Source organism: Entomobacter blattae, assembly GCF_014672835.1.
GTDB lineage: Bacteria > Pseudomonadota > Alphaproteobacteria > Acetobacterales > Acetobacteraceae > Entomobacter > Entomobacter blattae.
In genome coordinates, this window is the sequence record NZ_CP060244.1 from 522,930 (window position 1) to 540,414 (window position 17,485).

At 45.8% G+C, this 17,485-nt stretch carries 15 protein-coding genes and 1 tRNA gene; 4 read left to right on the top strand and 12 right to left on the bottom strand.

What is annotated here, in order from left to right; genetic code table 11:
* Positions 1-135: 135 nt before the first annotated feature.
* Together JGUZn3_RS02370 and JGUZn3_RS02375 are read left to right on the top strand one after the other, a co-directional pair.
* Positions 136-2,805 carry a DNA translocase FtsK gene (locus JGUZn3_RS02370; RefSeq protein WP_203414158.1) on the top strand — a complete coding sequence of 890 codons (2,670 nt, stop codon included), beginning with the start codon at positions 136-138 and terminating at the stop codon, positions 2,803-2,805.
* A gap of 102 nt (positions 2,806-2,907) precedes the next feature.
* On the top strand, positions 2,908-3,606 hold the full coding sequence (locus JGUZn3_RS02375; protein WP_203414159.1) for an RluA family pseudouridine synthase: 699 nt from the start codon (positions 2,908-2,910) through the stop codon (positions 3,604-3,606).
* A 66-nt stretch (positions 3,607-3,672) separates the two neighbouring features.
* Here JGUZn3_RS02375 and JGUZn3_RS02380 read toward each other — a convergent pair whose 3' ends face one another.
* From JGUZn3_RS02380 to rfbB, 5 genes are read right to left on the bottom strand one after another with little or no spacing between them, the layout of a single operon-like run.
* Positions 3,673-4,635: a glycosyltransferase gene (locus JGUZn3_RS02380; protein WP_203414160.1), complete on the bottom strand. Its 963-nt coding sequence runs from the start codon at positions 4,633-4,635 to the stop codon at positions 3,673-3,675.
* Positions 4,636-4,673: 38 nt separating this feature from the next.
* On the bottom strand, positions 4,674-5,576 hold the full coding sequence (gene rfbD / locus JGUZn3_RS02385; RefSeq protein WP_203414161.1) for a dTDP-4-dehydrorhamnose reductase: 903 nt from the start codon (positions 5,574-5,576) through the stop codon (positions 4,674-4,676).
* Positions 5,576-6,133: a dTDP-4-dehydrorhamnose 3,5-epimerase gene (rfbC, locus tag JGUZn3_RS02390; RefSeq protein ID WP_203414162.1), complete on the bottom strand. Its 558-nt coding sequence runs from the start codon at positions 6,131-6,133 to the stop codon at positions 5,576-5,578. The genes rfbD and rfbC overlap by 1 nt, the downstream gene beginning before the upstream one ends.
* Positions 6,134-6,177: 44 nt before the next feature.
* Positions 6,178-7,086, bottom strand: coding sequence for a glucose-1-phosphate thymidylyltransferase RfbA (gene rfbA / locus JGUZn3_RS02395; RefSeq protein WP_238996927.1), 909 nt, complete (start codon positions 7,084-7,086; stop codon positions 6,178-6,180).
* A gap of 24 nt (positions 7,087-7,110) precedes the next feature.
* Positions 7,111-8,166, bottom strand: coding sequence for a dTDP-glucose 4,6-dehydratase (gene rfbB, locus JGUZn3_RS02400; protein WP_203414163.1), 1,056 nt, complete (start codon positions 8,164-8,166; stop codon positions 7,111-7,113).
* Positions 8,167-8,544: 378 nt separating this feature from the next.
* Between rfbB and JGUZn3_RS02405 the strand changes: the two genes are divergently transcribed.
* On the top strand, positions 8,545-9,213 hold the full coding sequence (locus tag JGUZn3_RS02405) for a histidine phosphatase family protein (protein WP_203414164.1): 669 nt from the start codon (positions 8,545-8,547) through the stop codon (positions 9,211-9,213).
* Between the two features lie 97 nt (positions 9,214-9,310).
* On the opposite strand, the gene JGUZn3_RS02410 is transcribed toward JGUZn3_RS02405, so the two are convergent.
* The 6 genes from JGUZn3_RS02410 to mnmE form a co-directional block, all read right to left on the bottom strand.
* Positions 9,311-9,386: transfer RNA gene (locus JGUZn3_RS02410), tRNA-Lys, on the bottom strand.
* 88 nt (positions 9,387-9,474) lie between these two features.
* Positions 9,475-10,377, bottom strand: a complete 903-nt coding sequence (locus tag JGUZn3_RS02415) for a ParB/RepB/Spo0J family partition protein (RefSeq protein WP_203414165.1) — start codon at positions 10,375-10,377, stop codon at positions 9,475-9,477.
* A gap of 75 nt (positions 10,378-10,452) precedes the next feature.
* Positions 10,453-11,250: a ParA family protein gene (locus tag JGUZn3_RS02420; protein ID WP_275402864.1), complete on the bottom strand. Its 798-nt coding sequence runs from the start codon at positions 11,248-11,250 to the stop codon at positions 10,453-10,455.
* Between the two features lie 43 nt (positions 11,251-11,293).
* Positions 11,294-11,905 (bottom strand): 16S rRNA (guanine(527)-N(7))-methyltransferase RsmG, encoded by a 612-nt coding sequence (gene rsmG / locus JGUZn3_RS02425; protein ID WP_238996867.1) that lies wholly within the window; start codon positions 11,903-11,905, stop codon positions 11,294-11,296.
* Positions 11,880-13,787: a tRNA uridine-5-carboxymethylaminomethyl(34) synthesis enzyme MnmG gene (mnmG, locus tag JGUZn3_RS02430; RefSeq protein WP_238996868.1), complete on the bottom strand. Its 1,908-nt coding sequence runs from the start codon at positions 13,785-13,787 to the stop codon at positions 11,880-11,882. The genes rsmG and mnmG overlap by 26 nt, the downstream gene beginning before the upstream one ends.
* A 109-nt stretch (positions 13,788-13,896) precedes the next feature.
* A complete protein-coding gene (gene mnmE, locus JGUZn3_RS02435; protein ID WP_203414756.1) occupies positions 13,897-15,198 on the bottom strand; it encodes a tRNA uridine-5-carboxymethylaminomethyl(34) synthesis GTPase MnmE in 1,302 nt (433 codons plus the stop codon).
* 158 nt (positions 15,199-15,356) lie between these two features.
* Here mnmE and JGUZn3_RS02440 point away from each other — a divergent pair, with 158 nt between their 5' ends.
* The gene (locus tag JGUZn3_RS02440) at positions 15,357-15,797 is read left to right on the top strand and encodes a methylated-DNA--[protein]-cysteine S-methyltransferase (RefSeq protein WP_203414167.1); all 441 of its coding nucleotides are present in this window, start codon (positions 15,357-15,359) and stop codon (positions 15,795-15,797) included.
* A gap of 117 nt (positions 15,798-15,914) precedes the next feature.
* Here JGUZn3_RS02440 and rho read toward each other — a convergent pair whose 3' ends face one another.
* Positions 15,915-17,189, bottom strand: a complete 1,275-nt coding sequence (gene rho, locus JGUZn3_RS02445) for a transcription termination factor Rho (protein ID WP_203414168.1) — start codon at positions 17,187-17,189, stop codon at positions 15,915-15,917.
* Positions 17,190-17,485: the final 296 nt, after the last annotated feature.

Consider the following 17,485-nt stretch of genomic DNA (forward strand, 5'->3'; position numbering starts at 1 on the left):
CCTGAAGGGGATATTTTTTGCCTTATAAATAACGAAAATCTTGCATATTTTCCTTGTTTCTGGCAGCAAATATACAGAAAATAGCCAATAACCCCATTTATAAAACCAATTTAATACCAACTCAGGAAAACAGTCTTGGCCTTTTTTAGCCGATTTATTCCAGACAACCTTGTCTCCCCCACGATTAAACAATTTATCAAAAACCGGATACAGGAGCTAACAGGCATTATCCTATGGATGATCTCTTTGGGCTTAGGCGTTGCCCTATGGAGTTATAACCCCAAAGATGCCTCCCTTAACACCTCGACCAATACACCTGTAACCAACATAGCAGGGGTGGTTGGAGCCGACATTGCCGACCTCCTTATCCAGTGGATTGGGCTGGGGTGCGCTTTTTTATTGTTGTGCCTTATGATATGGGGGTGGCGCCTGATGCGCTACAAAGGAATAGGCTCACTTTTTATGCGCCTATTAGGGGGTATCAGTAGCATTGTTCTCCTCACAACCCTTATCAGTACCTTAGCCCAGCTCTTTCCGATTTTTCCAAAGGATTGGCCAAGCAGCGCCGGGGTGGGTGGCTTTATCGGCTCAATTACGGCCCAGCGTTTTCTCACCCTGGCCCATGCCATTCTTCCTAACGCAGAAGGGATCCTGGTTTTGGGAATTGGCAGTCTTCTATCCTGTCTATTTATTCCTATGGCTTTTGGCCTTTCCTTAAGGGAATGGCAAAATATTTTCTACACGACTTTTACAGGATTTGGCTATTATCGACGTAACAAAAAAAAGACTTATCGAAGCGCTGTACGTCCATCACATTTCCGCTATCGTCAAAACCCCGAGCAGGCCGCCTACCCATTTCAAGACACGGAAACAACAGACCATTTTGCCGTTCCTGAACATTCCCCCCCTTATTCTGATTCTCCTTCCTCTACCAATCTTCCTGCCCTTTACGAAACGCATGAAGAAACCCATAATCAAACCTGGGATCCGCCCTCTCTTCAATCAGCACATTCCAAAGAGCCTTCTCCACCATCTGTAAGAAGGCGCCCACCTCCTCCCTTACCCGTTTCCCACCCTGCAGAAGAAGAGATACCAGTAAGCCATGCCTCTTCTTTTACTACAAATCATTCCTCTGAAACGATACAAAGAGCGGCCTCGGCTTTCTCTTTACCGGAAAACGCAGCTGAAAAAGAGGGAAGCCTTTCCAAACTTGGAAAGTTTTTTTCGCGTTCCTCTCGCGCACAAAATTCATCCTCCTCTTCTCCTGGGGGTAAGCTTTTTGCCAACAGCGATTCAGCAACAATATGGACCTCACCCCCGATTACCTTACTCCATCAAATTTCGGCCAGTGCGCAAGCTGGCCCCTCTGAGGAAACCTTGCAAGCCAATGCCCGACTTCTGGAGACTGTGCTTGCTGATTACGGTGTACAAGGCACAATAGGGGAAATCCATGCAGGCCCAGTCGTAACCCTTTACGAGCTTGAGCCTGCACCGGGCATTCGATCTGCCCGGGTTATCGGTCTTTCAAGTGATATTGCCCGCTCGCTCTCTGTTATTTCTGTCAGAATTGCCACAGTTCCCGGGCGGAATGTAATTGGAATTGAGGTACCAAACGCCCTGCGGGAAACAGTTTACCTCTCTGAACTTCTCCTTTCTGAGCGATGGGAGAATAACCCAACCCTTCTTTCTATTGCACTGGGCAAAAATATTTTTGGTGAGCCTGTCTATGCAAATCTGGCCAAGATGCCTCACCTTCTTATTGCCGGTACAACAGGCTCAGGAAAATCCGTTGGTGTGAATGCCATGATTCTTTCCCTCCTATACAGGCTTTCCCCTGATGAGTGCCGCCTCATCCTCATTGACCCTAAAATGTTGGAACTTTCCGTCTATAACGGTATTCCCCATTTGTTAACACCCGTGGTAACAGAACCAAGCAAAGCCGTAACCGCACTGAAGTGGGTTGTAAGAGAAATGGAAAGGCGTTACCGAGCCATGTCCCAATTAGGGGTTAGAAACGTACATGGTTATAACGAACGTGTGACTAAGGCCCGTAATAGAGGCGAAGTTGTTAGCCGAAAAGTACAAACAGGGTTTGACCCGGAAACAGGGAAACCCCTTTTTGAAGAACAGCAGCTTGCCCTTGAGAGCTTGCCCTTTATTGTTGTGGTCATTGATGAAATGGCAGACCTGATGATGGTAGCCGGCAAAGAAATTGAAGCGGCCGTACAAAGGCTCGCCCAAATGGCCCGTGCAGCGGGTATCCATGTGATTATGGCCACCCAGCGCCCCTCAGTTGATGTTATTACCGGTACCATCAAAGCGAACTTCCCAACCCGTATTTCCTTTCAGGTCATCAGTAAATTTGATAGCCGCACCATTCTTGGCGATCAAGGTGCTGAACAGCTGCTAGGACAAGGTGATATGCTTTACATGCAAGGCGGGGGGCGTATTATGCGCGTCCATGGACCTTTTGTTTCCGATGATGAGGTAGAAAAAGTTGTCACTTACCTACGCAGCCAAGGAGAGCCGATTTACCTCGATGAAGTTACGGAATCTGAGGAAGAAGAAGGCAAAGCCTCCTCAAAAGGCAATAACAATTTTGAAGGTGACAATAACCTCTATGATCAGGCCATTGCCCTCGTGGCGCGGGAACGTAAAGCCTCAACCTCTTTCATTCAACGCCATCTTTCCATTGGGTATAACCGAGCCGCAAAACTTATTGAGCAAATGGAAAAAGACCGTATTGTAGGCCCTGCTAATCATGTTGGAAAACGTGAAATCCTTATTGATCAACATTATGACTAAATTTGATAACTGTTATTTCTCAGGAAAAACTTTACTCCACGCAAAGAAAGTCACTCCACCTTTACCGACTATTGATTCAGCACTTTTTTTTGGTGCTCGATAATGAGGGAAGATCTTTTCCCTTTTCCTATTTTATACCAAAGCTCTCATTTTGTTATAATCAACAAGCCTGCGGGCATCCCCTGCTCTTCTCGTGAGCAACACCGCCCCTCGGTTGAACACTATCTGCCTGCTCTCTCTCGGCGCAAGGATGGGCCATGGTTAGTCCATAGACTAGATCAGGAGACTTCCGGCTGTCTTCTTATTGCCTTACGCAAAGACCCTTTAATAAAAGCTCAAGCCTGCTTTTCTGACCATACCGCTTTAAAAAAATACTGGGCTATTGTAGTGGGCCACCCGCCCACGGCCACGGGAATAATATCTACCCCATTACGCAAGCAGTCTTCACCATTGGGCTGGAAGGTTGTTATTGATCATCACCATGGTAAACCTGCCAAAACAGAATGGCGGTTACTCGGCCAAAATACTCACCACAGCTGGCTTGAACTGACTCTTTACTCTGGAAGAACTCATCAAATTCGCGTTCATTGCCAGCATCTGGGATGCCCCGTACTAGGAGACCCGCTTTATGGAAAACCATCTTCCTCCCCCTTGGTCGAGAAATCTTTAAAGGGATCTGTAAAAATGCATCTTCATGCTGTTTCTCTAGATTTGTTCCTTACCCCCCCTCTCCGAGCAATAGCCCCACCACCACCCCATATGGAAAAACAACTCAAGGCCTGTGGATGGCAGAGCACTTAATTTTATTCCTCAATTAAAATTGTTGGCCTCTAAAATTGTTGGCCTCGTGATAACCCAACGAGCCCTTTACAATTTTTGACGTGAGAAGGCATTGGCAATAAACCATAGATAAAGCACAAGGGTTTCTACAATATTCTGTCGGCGAAAAGTGGAAAAATGTGCCCGTAAAAACCCGATATACCTTACAAGGCGGCCACTTGCCAAAACAGCCTGAAGATCATAAAGACAAGAAAGCGTAGGGGCTGGAAGAAGATCTTCTGCCTGTAACAAGGCTTCTACATTTGCTTTTAGGGTTTTTATAAATTTTTGAGGTCCCCTCTTAAAGGCTCGACTAGCCCGTTTTAAAAAGGACGGCGTCGTTCCTACGACATTCCTGGCATGTTGACGGTAAAGAATATCAGCCCCTTCATCGGCAAAAACTATTCCTCCTACCGCATTAACACACAGAAAAACCCACCAATCATGGAAGGTTTCCTCAGGCGGGTTTGGCAGAAAGGCCAGCAGTTTTGCTGTTGATTGATTGAACACAACCGTACAGCCTGTAGCCATATTATGGGTTAAGGCAAAAGGAAAAGGAGCGTATTTTTTTATTTCAGGAGAAAGCCCCAAATAATTTAAAGACGTATCCACCAGAATTTGACGGCTACAATATAGGGCACATTTCTCATGGGTTATACTCGTTAAAGCTTGGACTGCCTTATAAAGCTTAAAAGGGAGCCATACATCATCTTGATCGGCAAAGGCCATAAATGGGCTATAGACAGAGGCCTCACGAAGTAAGGCCATATAAGCCCTCGCAATTCCCAGTTTTTGCCCTGAAGACTGACCCGAACTTACCCTGCCTGGGTAACGGCTTGCAAAATCTTTAAGAAGCTGAACGGACTGATCTGATGAGCCATCATCATGCCAAAGTAATTGCCATTCTACCCCTTTTTGCTCTGCAAGAGAGAACAGCATTTGCGGCAAAAAAGCCTGACCATTAAAGACCGACAGCAAAATAGTTACCCTGCGTTGAGCTTTATTTCCCACAAATGCACTTTCCCCCTCAGACACAGCAAGACCTACGATCAAACCGTTTTAAAATACTCATCAACAATTTTACGTATACTCTCCTGCCAAGCTGGAAGCCGAACACCAAAAACCTCTTGTAATTTATCCGTATTCAGGCGGGAATCAGAAGGCCTATGCGCAGGAGTAGGCCATTCCTCGGTAGTAATAGCCAAAACCTCTGGCATTTCCTGCCCATGATGACGGGCTTGCTGTAAGGCTGCTACAGCCAGTTCATGCCATGTGGCATCCCCTGTACCAACCGCATGAAAAACGCCCCCATACTGTTTTTGCCAGCCTGTTTCTTCTATTTTGAAAATAATCTCCAAAATCGCCTTGGCCAAATCATCTGAACTGGTCGGGTTACCATATTGATCACCCACAACTTTAAGTTGTGGGTTTTTTGATCCAACAACCAACATTGTTTTTACAAAATTTTTGCCATGAGCAGAATAAACCCAAGCTGTTCGCAATATAATGGAACGCTCCCAAGCTGAAAGCACTGCTTTTTCACCAGCAAGTTTGGTGCTGCCATACACTGTTTTAGGGTGGGGCTCATCTGTTTCCTTGTAGGGTCCACCTTTTTCCCCATCAAAAACATAGTCCGTGGAAACATGAATAAAGGGGATTTGCCGCTCAGCACACAGCTCGGCCAAATAGCGAGGGCCGGTACAATTTGCATCCTTGGCCTGCTCTTCATTGGTTTCTGCGGCATCGACCGCAGTCCAAGCTGCGGCATTAACCACATAATCAGGCTTGTATTTCTCTATGGCGGCTTTAAGGGTTTGAGGTTTTTCAAGGTCTAGCTCTGGACGGCCCACACGCTTGACATTTGCTTGCCCCAACTTTTCTAACGAGGTAGCCAGCTGGCCATTCCCCCCCGTTACCAAAATGGTTTTACCATGTAAACGAAACATATCCATTAATATTGAAACCAATCTTTGACTTCTAAAAACTTAGGGGCTTGAAGATCTTTTTCTGAAAGCACGGCTTCATTTTCTTTTACCGGCCAATCAATCCGCAACCCTGGACTATTCCATAGAACAGAACGTTCTGTTTCCTTATCCCAAAAATCGGTGCATTTATATTGCACTTCTGCATTTTCTGTGAGGGTGCAAAAACCATGAAGAAACCCAACAGGAATCCATAATTGGGACCAATTATCTTCAGAAAGTTCTTCTGCAACCCAATTCCCATAAGTAGGAGAACCTGTTCTTGCATCTACAGCAACATCCCAAATCGCACCTTTTGTACATCTCACCAATTTGCCCTGGCCATGAGGCTGAAGTTGGCAATGTAGGCCACGAATAACCCCTTTTTGCCGTGAAAGGCTTTGGTTATCTTGCACGAATACATCGGGAATACCGGCCTCTGCCATTTTTCTGGCATTATAAGTCTCAGAGAAAAACCCTCTATTGTCGGCAAATTTTGGGGGAGTTACCAAAATCACATCGGGTATCGCTAATCGTTTTACTTCCATGATTCAATCCATAATTAATTTAAAAATGCTCAAAAAAGGGATCTTTAGATTTCTGAATTCCCCTCAATCAGTTCGTATAAAAGCCGCCCCAAATCTGTTTTCTTCAATTTATCGGCTAATTTACGCAGCTGGGTGGCATCAATAAATCCCCGCCGATATGCTGCTTCTTCTGGGCTGCCCACCAACAGCCCTTGTCTGGACTGTATGGTTTGTACAAAAGTACTGGCCTGAAGAAGGCTTTCTGGCAAACCAGCATCAAACCAGGCACATCCCCGCCCCAGTTTTTCAACCTGCAAGGTCCCTTCTTCCAGATACATTCGGTTTAGGTCTGTTATTTCCAGCTCGCCGCGTTCAGAAGGTTGCAATTTCCGGGCAAACTCTCCCACCCGGTTATCGTAAAAATAAAGCCCTGTGATAGCCCAATGTGAAAAAGGCGTCATAGGTTTTTCGATCACCTGCAGAGCTTTACCGTTTTCGTCGAACTTGACCACCCCGTAGCGCTCTGGATCTCTGACACGATAAGCAAAAACAGTGGCCCCTTTTTCCTTATTCTCTGCCCTTTCCAGCAACTTACTTAAAGAGGCGGCAAAAATCAGGTTATCTCCTAATGCCAGGGCGCAAGCTTTCCCGTCGAGCCACTTTTCAGCTATCAGGAAGGCTTGGGGAATTCCTTCGGGTTTTTCCTGCACCGCATAAGAAAACTTTACCCCAAATTGAGAGCCATCCCCCAAAAGCCGTTTAAACTGCTCTTGGTCAACAGGGGTAGAGATAATCATAATATCCTGTACCCCCGCCAACATCAGCGTTGAAAGAGGATAATAAATCATCGGTTTATCAAAAACTGGCAAAAGCTGTTTACTGACAGCTGTCGTAACAGGATGTAATCGGGTTCCAGACCCACCAGCTAAAATAATGCCTTTTTTCATTTCTTGACCATTGGACTCTGCTGTCATCATTAAACTACCTTTTCTTATTTGTTATTTGGTTGTGCCTAATCTTTGGCCTTTGTAATTTTTTTCTCTGATTTTCTGCCACCAGTCTTTATGGTCTAAATACCATTGAACTGTTTTTCTAATTCCCGCTTCAAAATTATGCTTAGCTTTCCAGTCCAGAGCTTTTTCGGCCCTTTGGGGATCTATCTCATAGCGAAAATCATGACCAGGTCTATCGGTTACAAACTCAATAAGTGAGTCATGCTTGCCTTTAGCAGAAGGGGCCAATTCATCTAGAATTGAGCAAATGGTCTTGACCACCTCCAGGTTTGTTCTGGGTTGGCGGGCTCCAATAGCATAGGTCTCGCCAGGTTCCCCGATCTCAACTGCTTTCACCAAGGCCTCTGCATGATCCAGAACAAAAAGCCAGTCCCGCATATTGGTGCCATTGCCATACACAGGGAGCGGTTTTCCTTCAATCGCATTAATGGTAACGAGCGGAATAAGCTTTTCTGGAAAGTGCCAAATCCCATAATTATTGGTTGTGTTAGTAATAAAAGCCGGAAACCCGTAAGTATGAAACCACGCTGAAACCAAATGGTCTGAGCCTGCTTTACTAGCAGAATATGGGCTTCGGGGATCATAAGGGGTTGTTTCTGTAAAAGGCGGGTCGTTGACATCCAGGGCACCAAACACTTCATCCGTGGAAATATGATGGAACCGGAAACGCTTTTGCGCCTCCTTGCCTAATGAGAGCCAATACTTCCGAGCGGCCTCCAAAAGGGTAAATGTCCCAACAATATTGGTTTGTATAAACTGCCCTGGCCCATCAATAGAACGATCAACATGGCTTTCTGCAGCCAGATGCATAACCGCATCAGGTTGGAAAGATTCAAACGCCTTATTCATGGCTGTTCCATCGGCGATATCGGCTTTTAAAAAAGCATAACGACTATCTGAGCCCACATCCTCCAAGGCTTCTTCCGAAGCGGCATAAGTCATTTTATCAACATTCAGTACAGAATGGTTTGTTGAACGAATAATATGCCTAACAACAGCCGAACCAATAAACCCACATCCACCAGTTAACAGAATTTTCATTATAGAGTTACCCTTGTCCTTCCAACATTACATAAAACTCCCCCATAAAGTGAATAGCCCTGTGATTTTCTCCCAATGGTTACACTTTACAAATGATATACAATCATGAAAAAAATATGTTTACAATTTTATGAAGCCTTTTTCCAAACAAACAACCATTTCTCAGTTAAAATTATCTCTTTATTCTTACAGAACAAAAAAATCCAACAACCAGTTTCACAAAAAATACGATTTACTCCAACCAACCCGCTCTTGCTGTCTGCCTTACGTTAAAAAAATCTGACTTCTTATTCAAGTCTATGTTATAAACCACACCTCTTTATGATACTGCTCTACACTCAACACTCTAAAAATGCTTTTTAACTTTATTACGAAAACATGAATACAGAAAATTTTGGTACTTTCCTAGATACCCCCAAACTCCAACCTGGTATTACTCGTTTCTGGTTTATCCGCCATGCTCTGGTAGAAGAAAATGCCCGTATGAAGGTTTATGGCGCCCAGGATGTACCGCTCTGCCCTGATAGCCTTATAGCCCAAAAACCTATGTATGAAGCCTTGGCTGCACGGCTTCCCCAAAAGGCCGTATGGTTAGTTTCCCCGCTTTCACGTACTCACCATACGGCAAAAGCAATCCAGCAGGCTGGGTATGGTTCCCATGCCCTTATTACCGAGCCTGGATTAATCGAGCAATCTATGGGGGAGTGGCATGGCACCCGTCATGAGGAGCTGCCCGGAAAACTTTCCCTGCCTTCTCATCTATTCTGGTCTCTTTCCGCCACAGAGCGCCCTCCCGGTGGAGAAAGCATGATGGATGTTGCTGCCCGAGTGGCAACATCCCTTAACATATTGGCCACACAATATACAGGGCGGGAAATTATTGCTGTTAGCCACGGGGGAACTATACGGGCTGCCTTAGCCCACGCTTTGAAAATTCACGTAGAAACAGCCCTTCATTTTTCCATACAGAACTTGTCTCTCACCATTATAGAGCATTACCCTCCTGCATGGAGAATTGTTACCGTCAATGAGCTGCCTGGCATTTAATATTTTGGGGATTTTATGATCAGAAGAAACTTATGATCATAAAAAACTCAGGAATTCTCTGCAATTTGAGCAATATTCTACCACCAAAATTGAGTTTTGGTGGGCGCACAAGGACTCGAACCTTGGGCCCGCTGATTAAGAGTCAGCTGCTCTACCAACTGAGCTATGCGCCCGCTCATTTCTTCATGAATTGAAAAGTGTGTAACACTCCCTTAGGGTTTAGACAAGGGGATTTATAAAAAATAAAACAAAAGCGCTCGGCTACGCCTCCAGGCCTGCATTAAGAAGGGCCAAAACAGAATCCAGCTGATCCAATGTTTTATAATTTATCTTAATGTGACCACCTTTCCCATCAAAGGCAATTTTTACATCCAAGCCTAATTTACGGTATAAATCTTTTTCCAAAGCCAGGATATCCACATCTTTGGTATTCTCCTTATGCTCCTTTTTTTGCTGGGAACTAGGTTTCTTACGGTTCTGGCTTGCCACCCATTGCTCGACCTGGCGCACGCTAAGCCCTTTATCTATCACCATTCTCGCCTCTTGGACAGGGTCTGCTACCCCAAGTAAGGCACGGGCATGGCCTGCACTTAAATCTCCCCGTCGAACCCATTCGATCACTGCGGAAGGCAAATTCAGCAATCTTAAAGTATTGGCAATATGAGAGCGAGACTTTCCAACCGCCTGAGCAACTTCTTCCTGGGTTAAGTCAAAATCCTGTATCAACCGGTGGAGGCCTTCTGCCTCTTCCATGCTGTTTAAATCAGCACGTTGAAGATTTTCTACCAAGGCTGCAACCATAGCATCGCTATTGCTTAAATGCCGGACATGAACGGGAACTTCATGTAACCCAGCCATTTGGGCTGCACGCCAACGCCTTTCCCCCGCAATAATCTGATAAACCTCTTCTTCCTTTGGATGAGGGCGCACAAGTAAAGGTTGCAAAACGCCCCGTGCTCGAATAGAGGCTGCAAGCTCTTCCAAAGCTTGAGGATGCATAATCTGGCGCGGTTGAAAGGGGCCTGGTTCCAGTTTTTCTACGGGTATGGCTATGGAAGACTCAGCTTTTGGGCCTTTTTCCCTTTCCATCACAGGGGGCTCACCCAACAGTGCAGCAAGGCCCCTTCCTAGCTGAGAGCGTGTATTTCTTTTTTTAGCTTCCATGAAAACCCCCTTCACCCATATGGCCTATAAAAACTTTCCAACCATTGACTTCTTTCTCTTATACTATTCTTTCTCTTATACTAAAGGAACCGTTATACGCTCCAAAAGCTCAGCAGCCAGATCCTGATAGGCTATTGCCCCCAAAGAACGACTATCGTACACCATAACAGGCTTACCATGGCTTTGGGCTTCTGAAATACGCACATTACGAACTATGGTTGTTTTCATCACCTGCTTTCCAAAAAAAGCCCGCGCATCGGCTTCCACCAATGATGATAAGTTATTACGCCTATCAAACATTGTTAAAACGATCCCTTCTATCTTTAATTTGGGGTTAAAAGCTTCTTTAATTCTTCCCACTGTTTTGGCAAGATGACTAATCCCTTCAAGGGCAAAGAATTCACACTGCAAGGGAACCACCACACCATCTGCTGCCACGAGTGCATTGAGGGTTAACAATCCCAGGCTCGGGGGGCAATCAATTAAAATAAAGTCATAATGCCCTTTTTCCAACTCCAAGGCGTCTCGCAACTTGTATTCACGTCTCTCTTCATCAACCAACTCAAGCTCAGCCCCAGCAAGATCGGGGGAGGCTGTCATAATATCCAGCCCCTCAATATCCGTAGGAGTTATCGTCTCATCCCGATCCCCCAACCCCGTGAGCAAGGAATAACTCCCTCTTCCTACCCTTTGGGCATATTCAATTCCCAAACCAGTTGAAGCATTTCCTTGTGGATCAAGATCGATGAGCAGCACGCGCGCGCCCAACTGGGCCAGCCCAGCAGCCAAATTAATGGCGGTTGTCGTTTTGCCTACTCCCCCTTTTTGATTGGCAAATGCCAAAATATAGGTTCTCTTCTGCGCATATCGTATTCTATCCGCAGGGTTGCGCTTTGAGGACTGCTCTTCTTTTTTACTAAACAGCTTCAACGTTAGTCACCTTTATAATAACACCTTCGGAAGAGGTTATGCTGGGATACACTTCTATATCCATAACCCAATTCTGCCTCGCTTGCTCAATTTCCTCCGTCACCGTCTTGCCTTTTAAGAATAGGCCCATTCCTTCTTTTCGCAACAACGGCACAGCCCATTTCAGCAAAACATCCATTGAAGCCAAGGCTCGCGCTGTAACAACATTCACAGGGGAGATATTCACCTTTTCTACCCTGGCACACAAGACCTCCCCCTCTAAAGCCAAAACCCGCAGGGCTTCACGGAGAAAACTCGCCTTTCGAGCATCAGACTCTACCATAACAACAGGAACAGCCGTAACAATCGCGACTATAATAGCCGGAAACCCCCCACCAGACCCCATATCCAGCACCTTGTCGTGCCCGTTCACAAAAGGGGCAAGTTGGAGTGAGTCTATGATATGGCGTTTTCTAATATTTTCTATATCTTGACGAGAGACAAGGTTGATCTTTTGATTCCATTTCTCCAATAATTTTACAAAAACCTCCAGCTTTTCTTCTGTTTCACGTGAAACAGCAACAGCAGCGTTTTCATAATGGTGCTCTTTGCGTTTCACGTGAAACATCCCTGTTTTTCTGTCTGACATAAGTTAACACAGCCATAAGAGCAGAAGGGGTAATGCCGGGTATTCTCTGCGCCGAGCTAAAATCTGGCGGGCGGACAGCCTCAAGGCGCTCCTTCATCTCATTACTCAGCCCACCAATCAAACCATAATCCAGATTTTGTGGAAAAAGAATTTTTGATTCAACTTCAAGCTGTTCTATTTCCCTATTCTGACGGGCAATATAACCTCCATAGCGCGCTTCTGTCACGAGATGATCACGAACCCGGTCAGAAAGACCCAATATCCAGGGCGCTAAACCTATAAGCCGCTCTATAGAAATGCCCGAAGCCAACATATCTATCAAACTCCGTTTTCGTCCATCAAATGAAACATCAAGACCTGAAGCAGCGATTTGTGACGGCAAGAACTCTGCTGTGTTTGCACGCGCTAAGGCTTCTTTAATCTGCTTGCTTTCAGCAGAAAAGAGAGCCGCACGCTCGGAGCTAATACACCCCAACTCTATCCCAATGGCTGTCAGGCGAAGATCTGCGTTATCAGCTCGTAGAGTCAGGCGATATTCTGAGCGTGAGGTAAACATTCGGTAAGGTTCTGTAACCCCTTGCGTGGTAAGATCATCAACCATGACACCCAAATAAGCCTGCCCACGGCTTAAGATAATCCCTCTTCCCCCTCCAGCCACCAAGGCCGCATTTAATCCAGCCAATAGCCCTTGTGCTGCGGCTTCCTCATAGCCTGTAGTACCATTAATTTGTCCCGCCAAAAAAAGCCCTGGAACCTTTTTAAGCTCAAGGGTAGGCAAAAGCTCTCGGGGGTCAATATAGTCATATTCAACAGCATATCCAGGCGTAACAATGCGAGCATGTGACAACCCAGGAATGGTTTTCATCATTTCCTCTTGCACTTCCAGAGGAAGGCTGGTGGATATCCCATTAGGATACACCAAATTATCCCCCTCATGCCCAGGGAGGGCTTCAGGCTCAAGAAAGATCTGATGGCTTTCTCGCTCGGAAAAACGCACAACCTTATCTTCAATAGAAGGGCAATATCGCGGCCCACGACCAGAAATCTCTCCCCCATAGACCGCAGAAAGATGCAAGGCCTTACGAATAATATCATGGGTTTTGGATGTGGTAGCAGTAATGCGACAAGATAAAACAGAATTGGCAAACTCCCGTGTCAAGCGACTAAAGGGCTGTGGGTTCTCATCACTTTTATCTTCCTTAAGGGCTTCCCAATCAATGGTTGAACGCTCAAGGCGAGCGGGCGTACCGGTTTTAAGGCGCCCCATTCTCAAACCCATATTTTCAAGCCGTTGCCCCAGTGCATTTGCTGGGGATGCCCCTATCCGCCCAGCGGAGATAACCTTATGCCCAAAATGAATGGTTCCCCTTAAAAAGGTGCCGGCTGTAATCACGACAGAACCGGAACGGTAGGCTTTTCCATCCGCACAGAAAACTCCTGCTACCCTTCCCTTATCATCACACATGATATCCTCAACCGCACCCTCGATAATCTCCAACCCTTGCGTGTTCTCTAACGCCTCTTGCATGAATTTTTTATAGAGATACCGATCTGCCTGTGCCCGAGGGCCATGAACAGCCGGCCCTTTTGAACGGTTCAGTAATTTGAAATGAAAGCCAGCCTTATCAGCAACCCGCGCCATTACCCCATCAAGAGCATCAATCTCTCTTACCAAATGCCCCTTACCAATTCCCCCAATGGCAGGATTACAGGACATAACACCAATGGTTTCCTTTTTATGGGTAATCAAAAGCGTTTTTGCCCCCAGCCGCGCAGCCGCAGCCGCAGCCTCACAGCCAGCATGGCCACCCCCAATGACAAGAACATCATACAACCCGGTTGTCTTGGTCACCTTACTTATCCTCGCTCTGCCATACGCCATACTGCCATACAATATTAAAAACAATGATCAAAACATAAAACTCCACCTAAGAAAGAGAGATTTCCTGACAGGTCAATCATCATTTTCCTATACAAAACTCCCCAAAAATGGAATCTAATATTTCTTCAACACCAACTTTTCCTGTAATCTGCCCCAAAGCCTGTAAGGCTAACCGCAGTTCCTCTCCTCTGGTTTCTGGCCAGCCATCCTGCCCAGCCCGTGCCAAATGCTGATAGGCCCGCTCAATGCCAGCCCTATGGCGCACTCGCGTCAGTGGCGGTTGTGTGGCTGGCCCTAAAAAGGTTTTAGTACGTTGAGTAAGCTCTTGATAAAATTCTTCAAGGCCCATCTTTTCTCTTATGCTAATTCCCAAACACCCTATTGGCGGAGGGGCCAAATCAACCTTGCTATAAACCAACAAAGCCTCAGCCGGAACCTCTAAAGGAAGAGGATCTTGTGGTGCGATAAGATAAATAATTAAATCTGCACGCTGCATATAGGCGTGAGCACGCTTGATTCCCTCAGCCTCAATCTCATCACCTGTTTCTCGCAACCCAGCGGTATCAACCAACGTCACCGGTACATCAGCAATTTCTATGCGTATTTCTATCGCATCACGGGTTGTCCCGGCCTGGGAAGACACAATAGCGGCCGGACGACCCGCCAAATAATTCAACAAGCTGGATTTCCCTGCATTCGGCGCACCAACTATCGCAAAGACAAGCCCTTCACGAACGAGCTCTCCCCTACGCCCCTCTGCAAGATGGTGAGAAAACTCTACCCCCAATTGAGTAATTTCTGACTTTAATTGCCGTTCTACTTCGTCTGGCAACTCTTCATCAGGGAAATCAATCAACGCTTCCTGCCAAGAGAGAATTTTTTTTAAACGCTGTGCCCAATCTTGATAAACTGTGCTTAGCTTTCCTTGAGCCTGCTGTAAGGCTTGTCTGCGTTGGCCTTGAGTTTCTGCAGCTATAAGATCTGCAATTCCTTCGGCCTGAACCAAATCTAGCCTGCCATTCATAAAAGCCCTACGGCTGAACTCTCCTGGCTCGGCAGGAAGGGCCCCCAAAAAGACCAAACCTTCTGCTACAGCTTCAATGACGGCTGGGCTGGCGTGCAGATGAAGCTCCGCACAGTCCTCCCCAGTATAGCTTGCAGGGCCCTTAAACGTCAGGATTAAGGCTTCATCAATCATATCATCGGGAATTTTGGGGTTAAAAATTTTTCGTACAGAAGCTCGACGCGGGGCAGGACAACCACCATAACAGAGCCTTTCCAAAAAAGTTAGGCTCTCTGGGCCACTAATCCGCATAACCGCAATAGCCCCACGAGCTGCCCCAGTTGCCAAAGCAAAAATTGTTGTAGAAAATGAAGAGATTGGTTTCTGCACAGACTCTAACTCTTGTTTAAAATACCCAAATAGTAGAAAGCATGAATGTATGTTGAAGTCTTAGCAAAATACCATTAAAATCTTAAAAGTTTTCCTCAATGGTTGAGGATATTATGCCCCCATTTCCCTTCACCCAGAGAAAAAATATGCCCCAGCTTTCCCTCCACTCTCCCATTGGAGATCTGACGATTTCCGAAGAAAACGGCTCTATTGTCTCCCTAGACTGGGGCTGGGGACGGGATCAAGCAGAAACCCCGCTTCTTCTGGAAGCTCAGGAGCAGCTCCGTTCTTATTTTGAAGGAAAAAATCCTAGTTTTTCTCTCCCCCTTCAACCATGGGGCACGGATTACCAAAAAAAGATATGGCAGGCCTTAACCCAAATTCCCTATGGGGAAACCCGCTTTTACTACGATATCGCCCTGCAAGCTGGTGGCTCTGCACGATCCGTAGGGCAAGCCAATGCCAAAAATCCTATACCGATTCTTATTCCCTGTCATCGGGTTATTGGTAAACAAGGGTTGGGAGGATATTCCGGCATGGGAGACATTGCAACAAAACAGTTTCTTCTTAATCTGGAACATCTCTAGCTTTACAAAAGGCCAAGAACATATTTGTTCTTGGCCTTTAAGCTCCTGGCTAATCTTTCTTGAGAAAACCTGCCATAAGACAACAGGGATTTTTGCCCGTGCCTAAATATTCATGATCTAAGTATTCATAGCGTCGAAGAAATCTTGGTTGGTTTTACTGTATTTAAGCTTATCTAGCAGAAAATCCATCGCATCCATTGTTCCCATTGGAGCAAGAATCCTCCGCAAAACCCACATTTTGGAAAGGGTTGCTTTATCGACCAACAGCTCTTCCTTCCTTGTACCACTCTTGGTAATATCAATAGCTGGAAAGGTTCTTTTATCAGCCAATTTCCTGTCAAGAATAAGTTCTGCGTTCCCTGTTCCCTTAAATTCTTCAAAAATCACTTCATCCATACGGCTACCCGTATCAATTAAGGCAGTTGCAATAATGGTTAAAGAGCCGCCCTGCTCAACATTTCGGGCCGCACCAAAAAACCTTTTGGGACGCTGAAGAGCATTGGCATCTACCCCCCCTGTCAGCACCTTTCCCGATGAAGGAACAACCGTATTATACGCCCTGGCAAGACGGGTAACGGAATCCAGCAAAATCACCACATCGCGTTTATGCTCAACAAGCCTTTTCGCTTTTTCAAGAACCATTTCCGTAACCTGCACATGGCGGGTAGCGGGTTCATCAAAGGTGGAAGAAACAACCTCTCCTCGAACAGAGCGCGCCATATCGGTGACTTCTTCTGGGCGCTCATCAATCAAAAGAACAATGAGAAAAACCTCGGGATGGCTTGCAGCAATAGCTGTGGCAATATTTTGCAACATTACGGTTTTACCCGTACGGGGAGGGGCCACAATTAAGGCACGCTGACCTTTTCCGATAGGGGTCACCAAATCTATCACCCGGGAGGTTAGGTCTTTACCAGAGTTTTTGGAGGTTGTTTCTGTCTGCTCCATTTCCATCCGCAAACGCTGATCGGGATAGAGAGGAGTAAGATTATCAAAATTAATACGATGGCGAACCGCTTCTGGTTCTTCAAAATTAATCGCATTAATTTTTAGTAACGAGAAATAGCGTTCCCCATCCTTAGGAGCACGGATCTGCCCCTCAACAGTGTCGCCTGTACGAAGGCCGAATCGCCTAACTTGAAGGGGAGAAACATAAATATCATCAGGCCCTGGTAGATAATTGGCCTCTGGAGAACGAAGAAAACCAAAACCATCTGAAAGAATTTCTAATGTGCCTTCACCATAGATCGCCTGATTATTTTCTGCGAGCCTTTTAAGGATGGCAAACATCATATCCTGCTTACGCAGAGCTGAGGCATTTTCAATTTGAAGGTCTTCTGCGTATTCAAGCAGATCGGAGGGGGATTTGGCCTTTAATTCGGCAAGATGCATAGAAAACGAGCCTTGAGGTGGCAAAATTGGGGAGAATGAGAACAGCCTTAATACCTGGCATCAGAACAGATCGTCAGTGTCACAATTAATAATTACAACATACAAATATGGTTCTGTATGAAAGCTGTTCGATATTGTAAGGAAAACCAGCGCTTAAAATAAAGGCTAGTGAAACTTTTTTCTCACAAACATTCTATGAGGTCAATAGTATAATATAAAAATATCGTGTTTATTAACGCTTTCGTTAAAATTATCACATAACCCCTTTATCTCAGGCCGAAAGGGGCTCAAAAATT